We start from the raw sequence: 15964 nt of genomic DNA, 5'->3' as shown, positions 1-15964 counted from the left end.
TCGCCATACGCCCTCAGAGCACCCGGCCCAGCCCCGGGCGCTCACCGTCCACCTGGCCGACGGCCGCACCGTGCTCACCCAGCGGCTCCCTGCCGCGCTCGCCCGGGCGGCCGCCGCGTACCTCGCGGTCCGCCGAGCGGGCCACACTCGACCAGAGCGTGACCGTGCGGCGCTGGGAACCCAGCAAGGCCGGACGGTGGTATCAGGAATGCCGACCAGTGCGTCAGTGATCCCTGACCGAGTAGGGTCGGAAATCCTGACGACACTGTAAGGATTCCCGACATGGCCTGGACCAGCGAAAAGACCGCCCTGCACGTCGGTTCCATCGAGCCGATGATGCGGTCCGGTGACGGCTTTGCGCCCTTCCCCGGCCGCACCGCATTGCCCTGGACAGCGCTCAGCGCGGCGGCCGTACGCGCCAAGTGCAGCTGTGGATGGACCGGCGACACTGCGGCCGAGGTCTCGCCGTCTCGGTCGGTTGGGGAGACGGAGGACCTTCTGCGGCAGGAGTGGCACCTGCACGCGACCATCGCCGCGCTCAAGCCTGGCCACCGTCTCCTTGCCGACCTGGCCGAGGTGCTCGATCAGCTGACGGCCACCGATCCGCGGGCCGCCCTGGCTCTCGCGGCACGCGTGGAACGCCGAGCGAAGGCGGCCGCCAACGAGGCGGCGGCCACGGCGCGAGCCGCTGGCGACTCCTGGTCTGCTGTCGGCGCCGCCTTCGGTATCACGAAGCAGTCAGCCCACTCGCGATTCGGTGACCATCCCTCACCCTGATGCTGTCGCCTGGGCGGGATGGTCACCGAGGCCCGTCCGCCCCTATCGCTGGTTCGGCTTGCGGGACGGGGGCTGTTCGGGGCCTCCGCGCCGCAGGTGCCCATTTTGCTCGGTGCTGCCGGGAGCGGGTTTCTTCGCCGGTCGCTTCGCCGTCGTCGACCGGCCCCTGGCGGCCGAGGCCGACACCTTCGGTCGGCCCGGCATCGGCTTGGCAAGGGCTTCGCCCATCTTCCGCATGGCCGGGATGTCCGGCTGCCCCGTTGTCCCGTCCGCCGAGGACGGGGGCGGCCCGCTACGGCCGCCACGCGGAGAGCTGTAGGCGGATGCCGTGTCTCCGAGGCGAAGCAGCGCCTCGGCGCTCGGCAGTTCTCCGCCGCGCTCGGTGCCCCGGGAGTCGTTCCGCCGGAGCTTGTCGGCGGCCGCGTGCGCCCACCCGGCGATCTTGTCGCAGGCGCGGGCGGACAGCTCCCGCAGAAAGCCGCTGGCGCGCTCGTCGCCGAGCAGCCGGTCGAACTGATCCCCGGCCCGCTTCCTGATGACCGTGAGCAGGTGCCCCATGGCCCCGCGGACGGTCTGGATCCTCTGCCACTCCGGCAGGTCGTGTAGCGAGTCCGCGTGGGAGTCCGCCTGCCGCAGGGCTGTGGTCACCGCTGCCGCTTGCTGGGCACGGTCACGTTGCACCGGTTTCGTCGCCGGTTCGGCCGGCAGTACTTCCGGCTCGAGGCTGGGAGCCGTGGACACGTCGCGGACGGCTTCGGCTAGAGCGCTCTGGAGGGTGACCAGTTCGTCGCGGACGTAGTCGAACAGCTCGGCGGACGTGCCCCCGTCCGTCACGATGCCGTCCCACGCCTGCCGGAACTCCTGGAAGGAGGCCAGGAGGTCAGGCTCGCCCTCAGGGACCGCAGTGGCGGGCCTGTCGGGCTCCTCGAACGCCGACACCGGCAGCTCGTCCGTACCCCACAGGGGCGCAGGTCCGGCCTGCTCCTCGCCCTCCGATACGTCGAGGACCGGTTCCGGGCTACCGGCGACGCCAGCGGCCAGCGGCAGGTCTTGTGCGGACATGGCGACGTCCGGGAAGGGCTCGGGCGCCGAGCGGCCCTGATCGCCCACCAGGTAGTCGTCGTCCAGATCGTCATCGTCGTCGAGCGACCAGTCCGGGACGGGCCCCTTCTCGGGCTCGTCCGCCGGGGCCGCGTCCGGCTGCTCTCCGTCGCCGGTAGGCGGCGTGCCCGCCTCGGGCTCGGCAGGACCTTCCGCCGCGTCCATGGACGGGGCGCTGTCGGCAGCAGCAGACGTCGCCGCTTCGGCGGCCGCCGGCACGGGAGGCTCCACGGCGCCCGGGGTCTCCACCGTGTCGACGCCCGGAGCAGGTTCCGGGGCCGCTGCTGCAGCAGTCTCGGCGGGAGCGGGCACTACCTGCTGCCGGGCGGCTTGCTCCGCCTGTACCGCGTCCACGGTGGCCTGGAGTCGGGACTGGAGGCGCCGGACGTCATACAGCATGTGCGCGAGGGGGAAGGCCAGGGTCGCGCGCACTTCGCTGTTCGGTGTTGGGGGCAGCGTTCCGCCCCACGTGTTCACGGCCCGCTCGACGGCGTCGAGATCGGCGGCCATCTGCCGGGGCCCGCGACCGTCTGCGTCGGCCACGTCGCCGAGCCGGGCGGCGAGTTCTGCGTAGTGGGGGTTCTGGGCGTAGCCCGGCGACACCTGTCGCGCCGCGGACTCGATGCTCTGCGTGTGTTGGACGGCGAAGCCGCGCAGTTCGCTGCGCACCTGATCGGCCCGGGTCTGGGTGCCGCTTCCCGGAGCGGCGACCACTGGATCGCCTAGTGGTGCGCCGGTGAACGCGGCGTACATCACCGCCCCGTTCGCGGCGGCCTCTTCCGGAGTGTCGACGAGGTTCGTGATGTCGGGCGGGTCCAGCTGCATCCGGGCGAACCACTGTCCGTCGGCCGTCAGATGGAGGGTTGCGATGAGGCCGCCTTCGCGGAGCAGCTCGCCCCTGTCGTAGCCTCCGCCGTCCATGCCCGACAGGTGCACCATGTGCTGGTCGTAGTCGGCCAGCGGGACGGCCGAGGTGAAGGGCTGCGGCTCGGGCGGGTCCTGGACGTCAGCGTCGGCGCCTCCGTCCGTCTGGCTCTGTGCTGCTGCCTCAGGCACCGGCTCGAGGACGAGCGGCGCCTGAGGAGCCGGGGCCACGTCCGGGACGTCCGTCGTGACGGATGTGGATTCCGGCTCGTCTGCCACTGCTTCCTCCTGGTCTGAGTCCTCGCCCGCCTCTGGTGCGGGGATCTCGCCCTGCATTGCCGTGTCCATCCCGGCGGCTTCCCGGCTGCCCGCGCCCGTGGACTCCCCATCGTTGTTGAGACTCGAGCCTTCGGTGCCGTTCTTGCCCCACCTGTCCGCCAGTTCATCGCTCGCCGCCTGATGAGACGCAGCGATGCCAGCCTTGGGTCCGCCGGATTCCCGCTGATCGGTGGCCAGTGACGTGACCTCGGTGAACGGCTGGGGCTCGGGCGGGTCTTCGACCGGTACAGCGTCGCCGGTGTCCGGGGCGGCCGCCGGCGTGGGCGTCTCCTCCGCTTCCGTGGTCGGCGTCTGGTCATCGACACCCGGCTCCTGCGACAGGGGGTCCTCGGCTTCGGGGGCGGGCTCCGGCATGGGCTCTGGTGCGGGCGCTTCCTCCCGTACGACGGTCTGTTCTACGGCCCGGGCCCGGTCCGCGTCGGTGGTCCGGGCCTGCTCGCGGGCCCACTCCAGTGCGCTGTCCCAGTGCACGTGGCGGGCGGTGCTCTGATCCGGGGCCGTCACCTTTAGGCGGTGGCCGTCGTCGCCGAGTTTTCCCGGCTGGTAGACCATCTCCACGACGTACGCGGTCCCGCCGACCGTCAGGTCCCAGCGCGGCCCGTTCTCGTACGGGCCGTTCATGCGCGGTCCGGACGAGCGGGCAACGATGGTCTCGCCCTCGTTCCGCCCGACCTCCCCGGCCTCCTGGCGGTAGGCGAAGTACACCCAGTCGTCACCGCTGGTGGGATGGGTTTCCGCCGTACGGCCCAGCGCGGCCCGCTCCGCCACATCGGTCGCCACGTCGATGCCCGGCCCCACACCGTAGGAGACGCCGTCGAGGTCGCGGAGCACATAGCCGCGGTAGCCGCTCTCGGATTCCTTCGCCGTTCGGTACCGCTTGCCGGTGGGCAGGTGGACGGACGTCCACTCGTTGCGTCCGGTGTGCCGGTAGACGACGTCATGGCGGGGGTCTGCTCGGTGCGGGCGCGGCTGGACGCGGCGGCCATCCCGCCGGGACTCCGCGGTGTCGGCCAGGTGCGTGGCCTGGGTGGCGCTCAGGCCGAGGGTCTCCTCAACGCAGGGGCCGCACTCGGCGGCCATATCGCCGTACTCCTCCCCGGAGCCGTTCCAGCTCCACACCACGGTGTAGCGGCCCGTGTCGGTGGTGCCGCAGCGGTCGCAGTCGCCACGGTCGGCATGGCCGTACACGCCGATGGGGGCGTCGGACGGGTACACGCCGTCTCCGGGCGGCGCGGCTGGTTTCGCTGAGCCCGCGGTGGGCCGCAGGGTCGGTGCGGGAGCGGCGGGTCCGTCCTCAGCGCCGAAGAGGCCGAGCTGCCCCTCCTCCTCCGCGTCTCCGTCCGTGGTGGTGTCCTGTGGTGCAGGATCGGCGCCGCGAGCAGTGTCCGGATCTGCCTCACGCTCGGCCGGCGAGGCCTCGGTGTCCTCGGCCGGGGCCGACCCTTCCGGCGCGGGAGCGGGTGCTGTCTCCGGCGCGATCTGCGCAGTGGTGGTGGTCTCGGCCTCGGTCAGCTCGTTCGCGGCTTCGGCGAAGGCCTGGATCGTCGCCTGCGAGCGCGCGGCAAGTCCGTGCGCCACCGAACTCAGCTCGCTGAGCGGGGCGGCCAGTTCCTCGCCGACGGCGGGCTCCAGGGCTCGACCCCACGCGGCGACGGCGTAGAGGCGGTCCAGGACCATCTCAGGGCTGGTGATGTCGTTGCCTGCCTCCAGCGCGCCCCGGGCGCGGGCGTAGGCCTCGTGGAGCTCGCCGACGGGGTTCGTCGGGGGTACCAGGGCTTCACCCCGGCGTTGCCGGTCGTCGTCGAGGTAGCGCTGCACGCCCGGAAGCCGCGCCCACCGCTCGTAGGCCTCGTGCAGCTGGGCGATGCCTGCCAGGACGTCGGTGTCGTCGGCGAAGGGCTCGGCGGGGCCGAGAACCGGGACGTCGAGGTCCGGCGGCGTTACTTCCAGGGCAGCCAGCGGTGCACCAGGGGTGGGGCCTTCCTGCGGGCCGGGGGTGGTGTTTGGAGCCGGGAGGCCCCGTTGCCCTTCCGCAGCGGGCGCCTCAAGGCCCGCATCGCGCAACCAGGCCAGCGCCGCCGCCTGCTGCTCACGATTCTCGTCTACAGCCTGGGCAGCCGACCGTACGGCCGCCTCCGTCTCGATGTACGCCAGGCACTCGTCGCGCGTGCCTCTGAAGTCAACTACGCCCGTCACGCCGCGGAACGCGCGGACGATGGAGAACTCGACCGTCTGCGGCTCACCCGGGACGATGCCCCCGGACAGGGAGTACCGGATGCCCGCTGCGCCGGTCACCCAGGTCATCGCCAGCTGCGCGAGCAGCTCGTCACTGGGAACGGGAGTCCCTTCCGGAGCCGCACCCGGCTCCGCCACGTCCTGCACCGGGCCCCCGAAGAGGCCGAGCTGCTCTGACTCCGGGCTCTGGGGAGTGGTGGACATGGGCCCTTCCTGGTCGCTCGCGGTCGACGGCGAAGACCCGTCTTGCGTGGAGCCCGGGGCGGCGTCGTTGGCGGCGGCGCGTGCTTGCGCCCGCTGCTCAAGGTGGGCCACGTCCGCGTTCAGCCGGTGCATCTGCACGTCGAGGTGCTGGCGCAGGCCGTGCAGCGGTTCACCGAGCCCTCGGTAGCGGACGGTGTCGTCGACCGCGTCGAACAGCACGGTGGCGGCCTCGGCCGCGGCGGCCGTCGCCGCGGCGTTGGCGCGGTAGGCCTCCCTGCCCGAGGCCTCGGGGTCGATCGCGGCGACGGCCCGGCGCAGCGCGCGGAGTTCGGCTTGTGGCCCGTCGCCGTCCGGCCACATCCGGGCGGCTTCCTGTTCCAGGGCAGTGTGCCGCTCGTCGGTCTGCCGGGTCTGCGCGGCCACGTCGGCGGCGCCTTGGTGCCTGCCGAACACCTCGGCCACGTCCTGCGGCCGGCGGCGCTCGCGCGGCACGGCCAGGACCGTGTAGCTGCTGGCCAGGGAGAACTGGTTGACCGTGCCGGTGGCGACGTCGCGACTGGAGAAGCCGGAGGCCCCGCGGGGGTTGTTGGTGTAGCGGATCTCGGTGACGACCTCCCCGCGGGTGCCGCCCTCGGCGATGAGGTCGCCGGGGCGGAGCTGACCGGCGGTGCGGGTTTCGGGTCGCAGGTCCGCGCGGTGTCCGGCCGGGGTGAGCTCGATCTGGGAGGGCAGGAGCCGCACGGTGACGTCCGCTCCGGTGGCCACCTCGTTGCCCTCGGCGTCGTGGATGACGGAGTCAAGCAGGACGGCGCTGGAGTGGTAGTCGCGGTAGGCCGGGTTGAGGGTGCCGGTGACGCGGACGGCGCCGGGGACCTCCCGGTCGTTGGTGTCGACGACGCCGGGCACGTCCAGGGTGAGCGTGACCAGGTCGCCGGGCCCGACCGTGGCGCGGTCGACGAGGCGGGGCTCTTCCGGGGCGAGGTCGGGCGCCGGCGACTCCTCGGCCGGAGCGGGGACGGTGTCGGTCTGCGGCTCGGGGGCGGTGCGGGCCGCCCAGACGCGGCGGTAGGTGCCCAGGTTCTCCACTTCCCGGGCCGAGATGTCGAGGGACAGGGCGATGTGCGTGGAGCACGTCGCCTCTCCCTCGTCGACCCGGTACAGCTTCTGTTCCCCGGTGTCGCCGTCGAACTGCCGGTTGCAGCGGGCGCAGACGCCGTCCTCGGCGACGTCGAGCCGGTGGTTGCGGCCGCGGGCGTGGAGGGGTTTGTCGCCGAGCTCGCTGGCCCGGCGGGCCGCGCGGACTGCCGCGTCCACGGCGGCCGCGCGGGTCTCCTCCTTCCACAGTTCGGCAACGGTCTGGCCGTCGACCTCCACGCGCAGCGCGTACAGCAGGGTGCCGGAGGCTTCGTGTTGGTCGACCTTGACGACGAAGGGGATGCGGTCGGCGGTGACTGGGAAGACGACTTCGGCGGCGCGGACTTCGTCGGGGCCGACGAGGACGGGCACCGGCTCGCGCACCATGGCCATGCCCTTCTTGGGCACGTGGTCGGCGTACGAGTCGATGGGGCGGGCGGGGATCGAGTCGACGGCCGGCAGGCTCTCGAACGGCACTGGTTCGGGCGGCCCGGCGGCGGGCCGCAGGTCGGTCGTCGCGCCGTTGATGCTGTAGCGGTAGCCCGTCGACTTCTTCCCCGTGCGGGAGAGCACGTGGTACTCGCCGGTCACGGCAGTGCGTTCGGTGCTGACGAACCAGGTGTCCTTGGTCGCGCCGGGTGAGGTGACCTGTCCGGTGACCTGGGTGCTGGTTCCGGTGTCCTGCCAGGTCACCCAGGAGCCGAGGCCGTACTCCGCGGGCGTCAGGCCCGGGGTGTCTGTGCGTGGTGTCAGGCGCAGGGACGGGGTGGGCCGCCACAGCTCCAGGCCGTTGGCGGCCTTGTAGCCGCGCTGCCACTTCGCCAGCTCCTGGTCGCGTTCTTCGCGGGTCTGGGTGCTCTGGGTGTTACGGGTCTCCACGGCGGCGGCGAGCTCGTCGTGGCGCCGCTGGTATCCCTCCACGATCTGGGGCCGCACGGCCTGGGTCGGGGCCCGGAGCAGGGTGAAGGTGAGCTGTCCGTCCGCGCTGGTGAGCCGTTCGTGCCGGTCGTCCGAGGCGGGATCGGCAGCAGGTGCCACATCGTCCACCGTCATCTGCCCGTCGGGGACGCCGTCGGCTTCCTCTTGCGGTTCTTCGGGTGCGGGGTCGTCCTGGGGGGCCGGGGCCGGGACGCGCTCGGGCCGGGGCAGCCCGAACTCGTCGAAGAGGTTGGCCGTCCCGACCGGGTCGGCGTCCGGCTCGGGCGCGTCCTCGGCCGTGCCGGAGTCCTCGGCCAGCGGCGGAGCCGGTGCGGTCTCCTCGGCCGGGTTTTCGGGGGCCGGGGGCCGCTCCTCGGGCTGCTCCTCGGCCGTGGGCTCCTTCCGGCTGGAACCGGTGTCCACGGCCGTCTGCGGCGTCTGCGTGCGTTCCGGGGCGGGCGGCGGGCCGGGGGCGGGTTCGGGCAGCGGCAGTTCCGCGATGGCGCCGAGGGCTGCGAGGCGGGCGGCGACCTCGGGGTCGTGGCCGTGAACGGCGAGGTGGGCGCGCAGGAGGGCGGCCTCCGCCTCGGCCAGGACGGGGCTGTAGGTGGCGGGGTCGCGTCGGGGGCCGACGTCGTCCATGTCGCGCAGGACCGCGCCCGCTTCGCTGGAGGCTTCGGGGGCGGGTTCGGCGGCGAGGCGGTCGAGGCGCCGTTGCAGGTCGTCTCGGTGCTCGGTGGCCTCGCGGCGGCTGGTCGTGACGGAGGCGGGTTCGTCATCGGCAGGCTTGCTGATCTTGTTGAGGGTGGCCTGCGCGGCGACCAGGCTGTCCACCAGGCTCTTGCGTTCGCGCGCAGGGCCGAGGCCCTGGACCTGGCCGCGCAGCCGCTCGCGGTCGATGAGGAGCTGGTCGCGGGTGGTGCGCTTGGCCGCCAGGTTTCCTTGGTCCTCGGTCTGCCGCTCGGGGGCCTCGGTGATGGTCTTCACCAGGCGGCGCAGGACCGTCTCGCCCTTGAGGTCGGCGAGTTCGGCCAGGGTGGAGCGCTGGACGATGCTGGGCAGGCCGTCGAGGTGGAGACGAACGAAGACGGTGCCGTCGTCCTCGCGGTAGCCCACGGCAACCAGGTCGAGGCCGCCGAGCCGTCCCAGCCTCACGTCCCGGGTGGTCCCGTAGCTGTTGGCCGGCAGGCTCTGGCCGACGCCGATCAGCAGCCGCATCAGCGGCACGGCCGCGTCCTTGTGCTTGGTGTACGCGGCCCCGTCGAGGGTGATGCGGAAGTCGTCGCCGAGGACAGGTTCGAGTAGCGGCAGCGCACGGGCCCGCCGCGGTATGTCGTAGGACAGGGTCTCGATGTCGCGGCGAAGTTCCTGGAGGCGACTGCCGAGGATGGCGCGCTGGGTGGCCCGGTTGCGCTGGTCGAGTTCGAGGGTCCGCAGCTGCTTGCGGAGCTCTTCCTGCTCGATCAGGTACGGGTTGCCGGAGATGATCGCCATGGCTTCCTCGTAGGGAAGGTTGGCGTCGTCGACCTCCATGATCTCGTCGTTCGTGGCGTCCACGCGGGCCTTGTAGAGCTGGTTGAAGCCCTTGGCCTTGGTGGCCAGCAGCCCGTACATGCGGGAGTCGAAGGTGCCCTCGGTCGCCATCCAGACGATCTCGACCTCGGGGTTCTGGTTGCCGTTGCGGACGATGCGGCCGTCGCGCTGGGCCATGTCGGAGGGCCGCCAGTCCGGGTCCACGTGGTACAGCGAGACGGCGCGGTTCTGCGCGTTCAGGCCCTTGCCCATGCGCATGGTGGAGCCGACCAGGACGTTGATGCCGCCGTGGTTGGCGTTGTGCTGGAGCTTGATGCGCTGGTCGGCCCGGTCGGCGTCGTGGATGAAGGCGACCTTCTCGGCGGGCATACCGCGCGCGACGAGGAGGTCCTTGAGCTCCTGGTACGCGTTGAAGTCGCCGCGGTTGTTGCCGCCGGGGGTGCCGTTGTTGAGGAAGACGAACTGGAGCGCGCCCGCGACCGGGTGCGGGCGCTTGTCGGTGGTGCTGTAGGTGTAGCGGTTGTCCTTGGTCTCCTCGTACTTGGCGATGATGCGGTCCGCGAGGGCGACGAGCTTGTCGCTGGGCTCGGCGTCGCCCTCGATCAGCCGGGAGTCCATGGCGACGACGCGGGCGTCGTTGTTGATCGCCAGGGGGTTGTCGACGCTCTTGTCGACGCCTCCCTTGTGGAAGGCCTCGTAGCGCTCGCCGAGCTCCTGCATTCGCTGGAGCTGGTCGCCGGTGGCCGGCACGAGCATGAGTTCCGGCTCGCCGCCCTTGAGGGCGGGCAGGTCCAGGCCGAGCTCTTCGGCGCTCTTGAAGTCGACGAGCGGGTGCCACAGCTGCCGCACCAGGCCGGAGACGTTGTGGAAGGACGCGAACCGCTCGACGGACTTGAAGCCCTTGCCGTCGGTGGTCATCTCCATCCGCTCGACCAGCTTGCCGTACATCGAGGCCCAGGCGTCGAAGGTCTCGGCGTCGAGGTCCCGCAGCAGGTCGGGGTTGGCCATCCGCACCACGGTGTGGAGCTCGCCGATCGCGTTGGACAGCGGGGTGCCGGTGGCCAGCACGCCGATGGGGCCGGTGGCCTTGTTCATCCGGGCCCACTCCAGGACCCCGTGGAGGTGCTGGGCCTTGCCCGAGCCCTTCACGCGGGCGCCGGGGATCTTCGAGCGGACGGCCAGGTTCTTGTACTCGTGGAACTCGTCGACCGCGAAGAAGTCGATCCCCAGGTCGTCCAGGTAGATCTGCCCGGGGGTGCGGACGGCGGCCGCGCGGGCCTTGAGCTCCTCCTCGAACTGCTTGCCTCGCTCTTCGAGCTGCTTGAGGCTGACCGACTTCCCGTCCCGCTTACGCTCACGGACGATCTGCTCGCGCAGCAGGCGGGCTTCGTCGTTGTTGTAGAGCTCGTGGAACTCCGGGGAGAGCGGGATCGAGTCGAAGAGGCTGTGGGAGGTGATGATCAGGTCGAAGTCGTTGCTGCGGATGTACTCCAGCATCCGGTCCCGCTTGCCGTCCTCCAGGTCGGCACTGGTCAGGGCCAGGATGCGGGCGGTCGGGAAGAGGCCGCGGACGGTGCTCTCCCACTGCTCGACCAGGTAGTTCGGCACCGTGACCATGGGCTTGTTGATCTGCCCGGTGTTGCGCATGGCCATCATGCCGATGGTCATGGTCGCGGTCTTGCCCGCGCCGACCTCGTGCGCGAGGACCAGGCAGCGCTCGTGCGCCATGCGCGCGGCGGCCGCGAGCTGGTGGTCGTACGGCGTGAACTCGGGATCGAGTCCGGCCAGGGAGGGGGCGGAGCCGGTGAAGTCGCGCACCGCCCGGGCGTTCATCCGCTGGTTGTAGACCTCGGCGATCCGCGCGGCGCGCAGCGAGTCGTCCAGGACCCAGGCCTCGAAGGCGTCGCGGAACTCGTCCGCCTTCACCCGGACGGCCCGGGCGGCTTCCTCGTCGTCCGCCGGCCGCCCGGTCATGGCGCCGCCGCCCAGGACCTTGGCCACCATCGCGAGGGCGGACAGGCCGCCCGCGCTGTGGCGGAGCTCGTCCTCCTCGGCAAGGTTGCGGCCCTTGAGGATGTGCCAGTTCCCGCCGCCGGAGTGCTGGATCGTCAGGTGGGCGTCGCCCAGATAGCCCCGGAAGAAGTCCTGGACCATGTCGTCGGGGATCCAGGCCGCGCCCAGGCGGATGGCGAACTGGCCGGGCAGAAGGTCGCGGGGCTGGACGCGTTCGAGCTCGGCGACGTTGGTCTCGTACGCCCGGTCGCGGCGGGAGGCCTGCCGGGCGATGGCGAGCTTGGTGCGGATGTCGCCGGAGAGGTAGTCGGGGCTGTGGACCAGGTCGCCGGTCAGCGGGTCGGTGAACACCGAGCGGGCCAGGAGCCGGCGGGCCTCTGCCGGTTCGACCTGGAGCATCCAGGCGATGTGGTCGAGGTCGACGTAGCCGCGCTCGGCGACGACCGCGGTCAGGGCCTGCTGCGGGTCGTCGGTGTGCTGTCCCAGCACGCTTCGGCGGGTGGCCGGGGCGCGGTCGAGGACCTGGGAGACGTGAACGGTGCCGGTGTCCGCCTCCCACCACTCCAGCGCCAGGACCTCGTATGCAGAGGGGTCGTTGAGGAAGTAGCCGTAGCCCGTCAGCCGACTGCGCTCGCTGCCGTCGTCGGCCTTGATCGTGGCGTTCTGCTGCTGCCGGGGCCGGGTCAGAGCCCCGTACTCGCCGACGTAGCGCTCGTACGCGGCCTTCGTCGTGCGGCGCTGCGCGTCGGCCAGGCCGGTGTCGGTGCCGCGGCGGTCGAGGTCGTTGAGCCCGCGCACCAGGTCCTTGAGCTCGATGAGCGCGGTGAGCTGGGCGTGCTCGGCGTCGGGCAGGTCGATGGCGATGGGGTCGCCGTTGCTGTTGGCCTGCCACAGCTTGCCGTCGGCGTCGGCCGACAGGCGGCCGGTGAAGTCCGTGATGGACGCGGCCGGCCGCAGCCGCAGATGGGGCCGGTGCGGTCCGTCGGGGTGCGGCTGGTACCAGCGCCGGTCCAGGACGGCCTTGTCGGTGATCTGCCGCAGGGCGTTGTTCAGGGCCACGGCCACGTCCGGGTCGCCGTCGACGGCGACCTCCGGGCCGTGCGCGCCCATGCGGGATGTGAGCGTGCCGAGCACGTGCTCGGGGTGGGCGGTGAAGTAGTCGGAGACGGGCAGGGTGTTGCCGTCGAGGTCGCGGCGGGTGGAGGTCACCCAGCCCGCGTCGCCGGGCGTCTCGCCCTCGGCGCGACGGCGCAGGATCAGGATGTCGGTGACGACGTCCGTGCCCGCGGAGCGGGCGAAGGCCTTGTTTGGCAGGCGGACCGCGCCCAGCAGGTCGGCGCTCTCGAAGAGCTCGCGCCGGGCCGCGTCCCGCTCGGCGTCCATCGTGTGCCGGGAGGTGATCAGGGCGACCACGCCACCGGGCCGGGTCAGGGCCACCGACTTCACCAGGAAGTGGTTGTGGATCCGGTGCCGGGACCGGTTGTGCTTGGGGTCGAACAGGGTCAGGCGGGCGAAGGGCACGTTGCCGACCACCGCGTCGAAGCTGCCGTCGGGGGCGATGGTGTCGGCGAAGGACTCGTTCAGCACCGTGACGCCGGGCGCGAGGAGACGGGAGATCGCGGCGCTGGTGGGGTCGATCTCGACACCGGTCAGCCGGGCCGTGTCGGGGGCGGTGCCAAAGGTGACGCCCGCGCCGGAGCCGGGCTCCAGGACCTCCCCGCCGTCGAACCCGAGGTCGGCCAGGGCCTGCCACAGGGCAGCGGTGACCTCGGGCGGCGTGTAGTGGGCGGAGAGCGTGGAGGCGGCGGCCGCGCGCCACTCGGCATCGTCCAGGAGGTCACGCAGCGGGTCGCGGACCTCGGCGAGCGCCTCCCAGCGGGCGGCGGCCGCTGCGTATCCGCCTTCCCGCTCCCCTCCCGGGCCGAAGACGGGATCGTCCTGCTGCGGGCGGGCGGCGAAGACATCGGGCACCGAGCCCCACCCGGACCAGCGGGCAAGGATCTGCTGTTCCTCAGCTGTGGCCGGGCGCTCGGCGGCCTGGACCTCCTTGAGCGTACGGACGGCGGCCAGGTTCGCATGCGCCTTGGCCCGCTCCCCCGCCGGCGCCAGGTCCTCCTGCGAGGCGGGACGGAAACGGACCGCTACCGGGGCAGCTCCGCGTCCCGGCTCTCCTCCTCCGGCTCCACCAGCACGATCTCCCGCAGGGCCTGTTCCTTCGCCATCTGCTGCGCGGCCTTCAGCTTCCCCGCCCGCCGCTCGTGATCCGTCTCCCCCATCGGCTCGCTCATCCGCTCCTGCATCAGCTCCGCGATCCGCTGCTGCACCGCCACCGCCAGCTCCTCGAAGAACCTCTCCGGGTCCGGCATCTGGGCCAGTTCCCGGGGCCGGTACGTCGTCCAGTGACGTCGGGCCATCTGCGCGTACTCGCTCACCGTTCGTCTCCCCGTCCTGCGGCGCGGCCGCGTCCGTCAGCGGCTCAAGGCCGCGTGCCTGCATTGTCTCGCGGATGTCGTCCAGGCCGCGCAGCACGTTGGGGCGCGACCGCTTGGCCCGCTCCTTGGTCTTGCGGTCGTCGGAGTCCAGTTCCTCGTCGAGCTGGGCCACCAGGCGGCGGCCCATCCGTTCCAGCACCGGCAGGGTGCGCTCCGGCAGGTCCAGGGCGTGGACCATCATCTTCTTGCCGGTCTCGTCCCACGACTGGCTGCGCGGGGAGTCGACCATGCGGTCCAGCAGGTACTTCTCCGCCGCGTCCGTGCCGGTGTACTCGCTGTTGCGGGTGATCAGGTGCTCGACGAAGGAGGGCGGCAGCTCGACATCGACCACCGGGCCCCAGGTGCGGGTGTCGCGGGTCTCGGGCGAGGCCTCGTACTGCTCGACCAGCCAGCTCAGCGCCTCCGTGCGCCAGAGCGTCTCCTTCTTGACGCCGCGGCCGAGCAGGACCGAGACCTTCCAGCCGGGGTAACCCTCGGTGAGGTCGCCATACCGACGGCCGTCGATGAACACCCGGACGTCGTCGTCGCGCACGCCAGCGGTGTAGGAGCGGCTCTCCAGCCGGATCCGGCCGTCGGACTTGAGCAGCGTCTCGAAGGCGGTCGTGTCGCGCTGCTTCTGCTCGGCCCGCAGGACGTGCAGGCGCGCTTCGTGGGCGTGCTCGATGCGCTGCTTCGAGGCGTAGTGGCCGGCGAAGCCACTGTCGTACAGCCGCTCCTTGCGCAGGGTCTCGATCGCCTCGGTCAGCTCGATGTCGTCGAGTTCACCGACAGGGACCTGGGCGGGCTCCCAGATCCGCAGGTGCCGCTCGGCGATCTCCCAGCCGACCGCCTCGCGGCGGACATCGAAGGCATCGCGCGCAGCACCCGCGGGGACGTCGTAGCGGCCCTTGGCCAGGATCTCGCCCTCGGCACGGAGGTCGTCGTCCGTCATCTGAAGGACCGGCAGCCGCGATTCGAGCTCGGCCGCGAGACGGCGGCCCTGCTCGGCCGCCAGCAGATCAGACCTCTCCTGCTGTGCCTCCCGCACCGGGTCGGGCCCGTAGGAGGGGATGCGCATGATCTGCGTGAGCTGATCCCTCTCGACGGTGAGCTCTTCCTCGGTCATCCCTGCGGGGTCGGGCCGGTCCCGGTACGAGGCGACGACCCGCTTGCGGTGTTCCCCGGCCAGGGGGGCCAGTTCCTCGTCGAGGCGGCGGCGGCGCGTTCCGCCGGGCACGGCCGCGTCCCGCTCGCGGTTCAGCCGGGTCAGCTCCGCAGCGAGCAGTTCGTCCGTCAGGTCCGCTGGTTCCAGGACCGGGACGACAGGCTCCGGCGCCGGTGCGGGAGCAGAAGCGGGCCCCGTCGCGGCCGCGCTGGCGGCAGGGCCGGCGGCGGCGGGGGCGAGGATGCCGCGGAGCCGGTCCTCATCCGCCCGGATCTCGACCGCCCGGCCCTCCTCGTACAGCGCGCGGGCCAGCCGGTCGACGCCCTGGGCCCGGGCCACCGGCCGGGTCGTGCCCGCGGTGACGTAGGCCCGGGCATTCCCCGACCAGGTGAACCCGGCCGACCGCATGACCTTCTTGAGGTCGGTGTCGTTCCGGTCGCTGCCGTGGACCATTGCGCGGTCGGCGGTGTAGTGGATCCACAGGTCGTCACGGTCGGCGGGCTCGCGTTGCGCGATCAGGTGCTGCTGTACCGCGTGCTCGACGAAGTGACGCTCCCACTTCCCGGCCAGGCGTCGCCCGTCGCGGGTCTCGCCGATCCACGCGTCCTTCTTGGTGTTCACGTCGAAGCGGCTGGCCGCGCGTGCGATCAGCAGGCCGCTGGGTGCGAAGACGCGGAGCTCCCGGTCGACGTTGCCGTAGGCGTAGGTCTGCCCGTCGTCGGTCTCCCACTCCTCCGTCTCGGCCGGCGGCGGCTCCTCCCAGCGCTGCCCCGGCTCGCGGCCGCGGGCCTGGTCGAGCATCCCGCGCCCGTAGGGCGACCGGAGCCGGTCGGACAGGCCGTCACTGTCCCAGTCGAAGGGCTGCCCGCTCTCGGGGTCTCGCCACGCGTCGATCGCCTGAGCGAGGGTCCGGGTCTGGTCGGCGCCCTGGCTGGACTCCATCATCAGGACAGGCAGCGCGGTCCCGGCATGGAAGACGCCCCATCGGTACTGATCGGGCGTGGGCACGGTCGACCGCTCCACGCGCGCGATGACGAGGGCTTCCCCGACCAGTTCTTCGTCGAGGGCCCGGTTGGCCCGCGACCGCGCGGACGCGCGGCGCTGGTCGGCCTCGGCTTTCGTTTCGGAGACCCGGTAGCCATCGGCTCCGTCGAGCCAGTGCTCGCGCACATCCCCCGGCGTCGAGAACCGCTCCCCCATGCGCGACCTC

At 72.1% G+C, this 15964-nt stretch carries 3 protein-coding genes; 1 reads left to right on the top strand and 2 read right to left on the bottom strand.

Annotated elements, in window-relative coordinates; all coding sequences use genetic code 11:
- Positions 1-13 precede the first annotated feature (13 nt).
- Positions 14-187 (bottom strand): hypothetical protein, encoded by a 174-nt coding sequence (locus ACZ561_RS38405; RefSeq protein WP_471004523.1) that lies wholly within the window; start codon positions 185-187, stop codon positions 14-16.
- 95 nt (positions 188-282) lie between these two features.
- Between ACZ561_RS38405 and ACZ561_RS38400 the strand changes: the two genes are divergently transcribed.
- Positions 283-777, top strand: a complete 495-nt coding sequence (locus ACZ561_RS38400) for a hypothetical protein (protein WP_471004521.1) — start codon at positions 283-285, stop codon at positions 775-777.
- 42 nt (positions 778-819) lie between these two features.
- Here ACZ561_RS38400 and ACZ561_RS38395 read toward each other — a convergent pair whose 3' ends face one another.
- Positions 820-15954 carry a hypothetical protein gene (locus ACZ561_RS38395; protein WP_471004520.1) on the bottom strand — a complete coding sequence of 5045 codons (15135 nt, stop codon included), beginning with the start codon at positions 15952-15954 and terminating at the stop codon, positions 820-822.
- Positions 15955-15964: the final 10 nt, after the last annotated feature.

The organism is Streptomyces sp. NPDC039609 (genome assembly GCF_055596705.1).
Note: the sequence above shows the minus strand (reverse complement) of the source record. Positions and strands in the feature narration are given on the sequence as shown.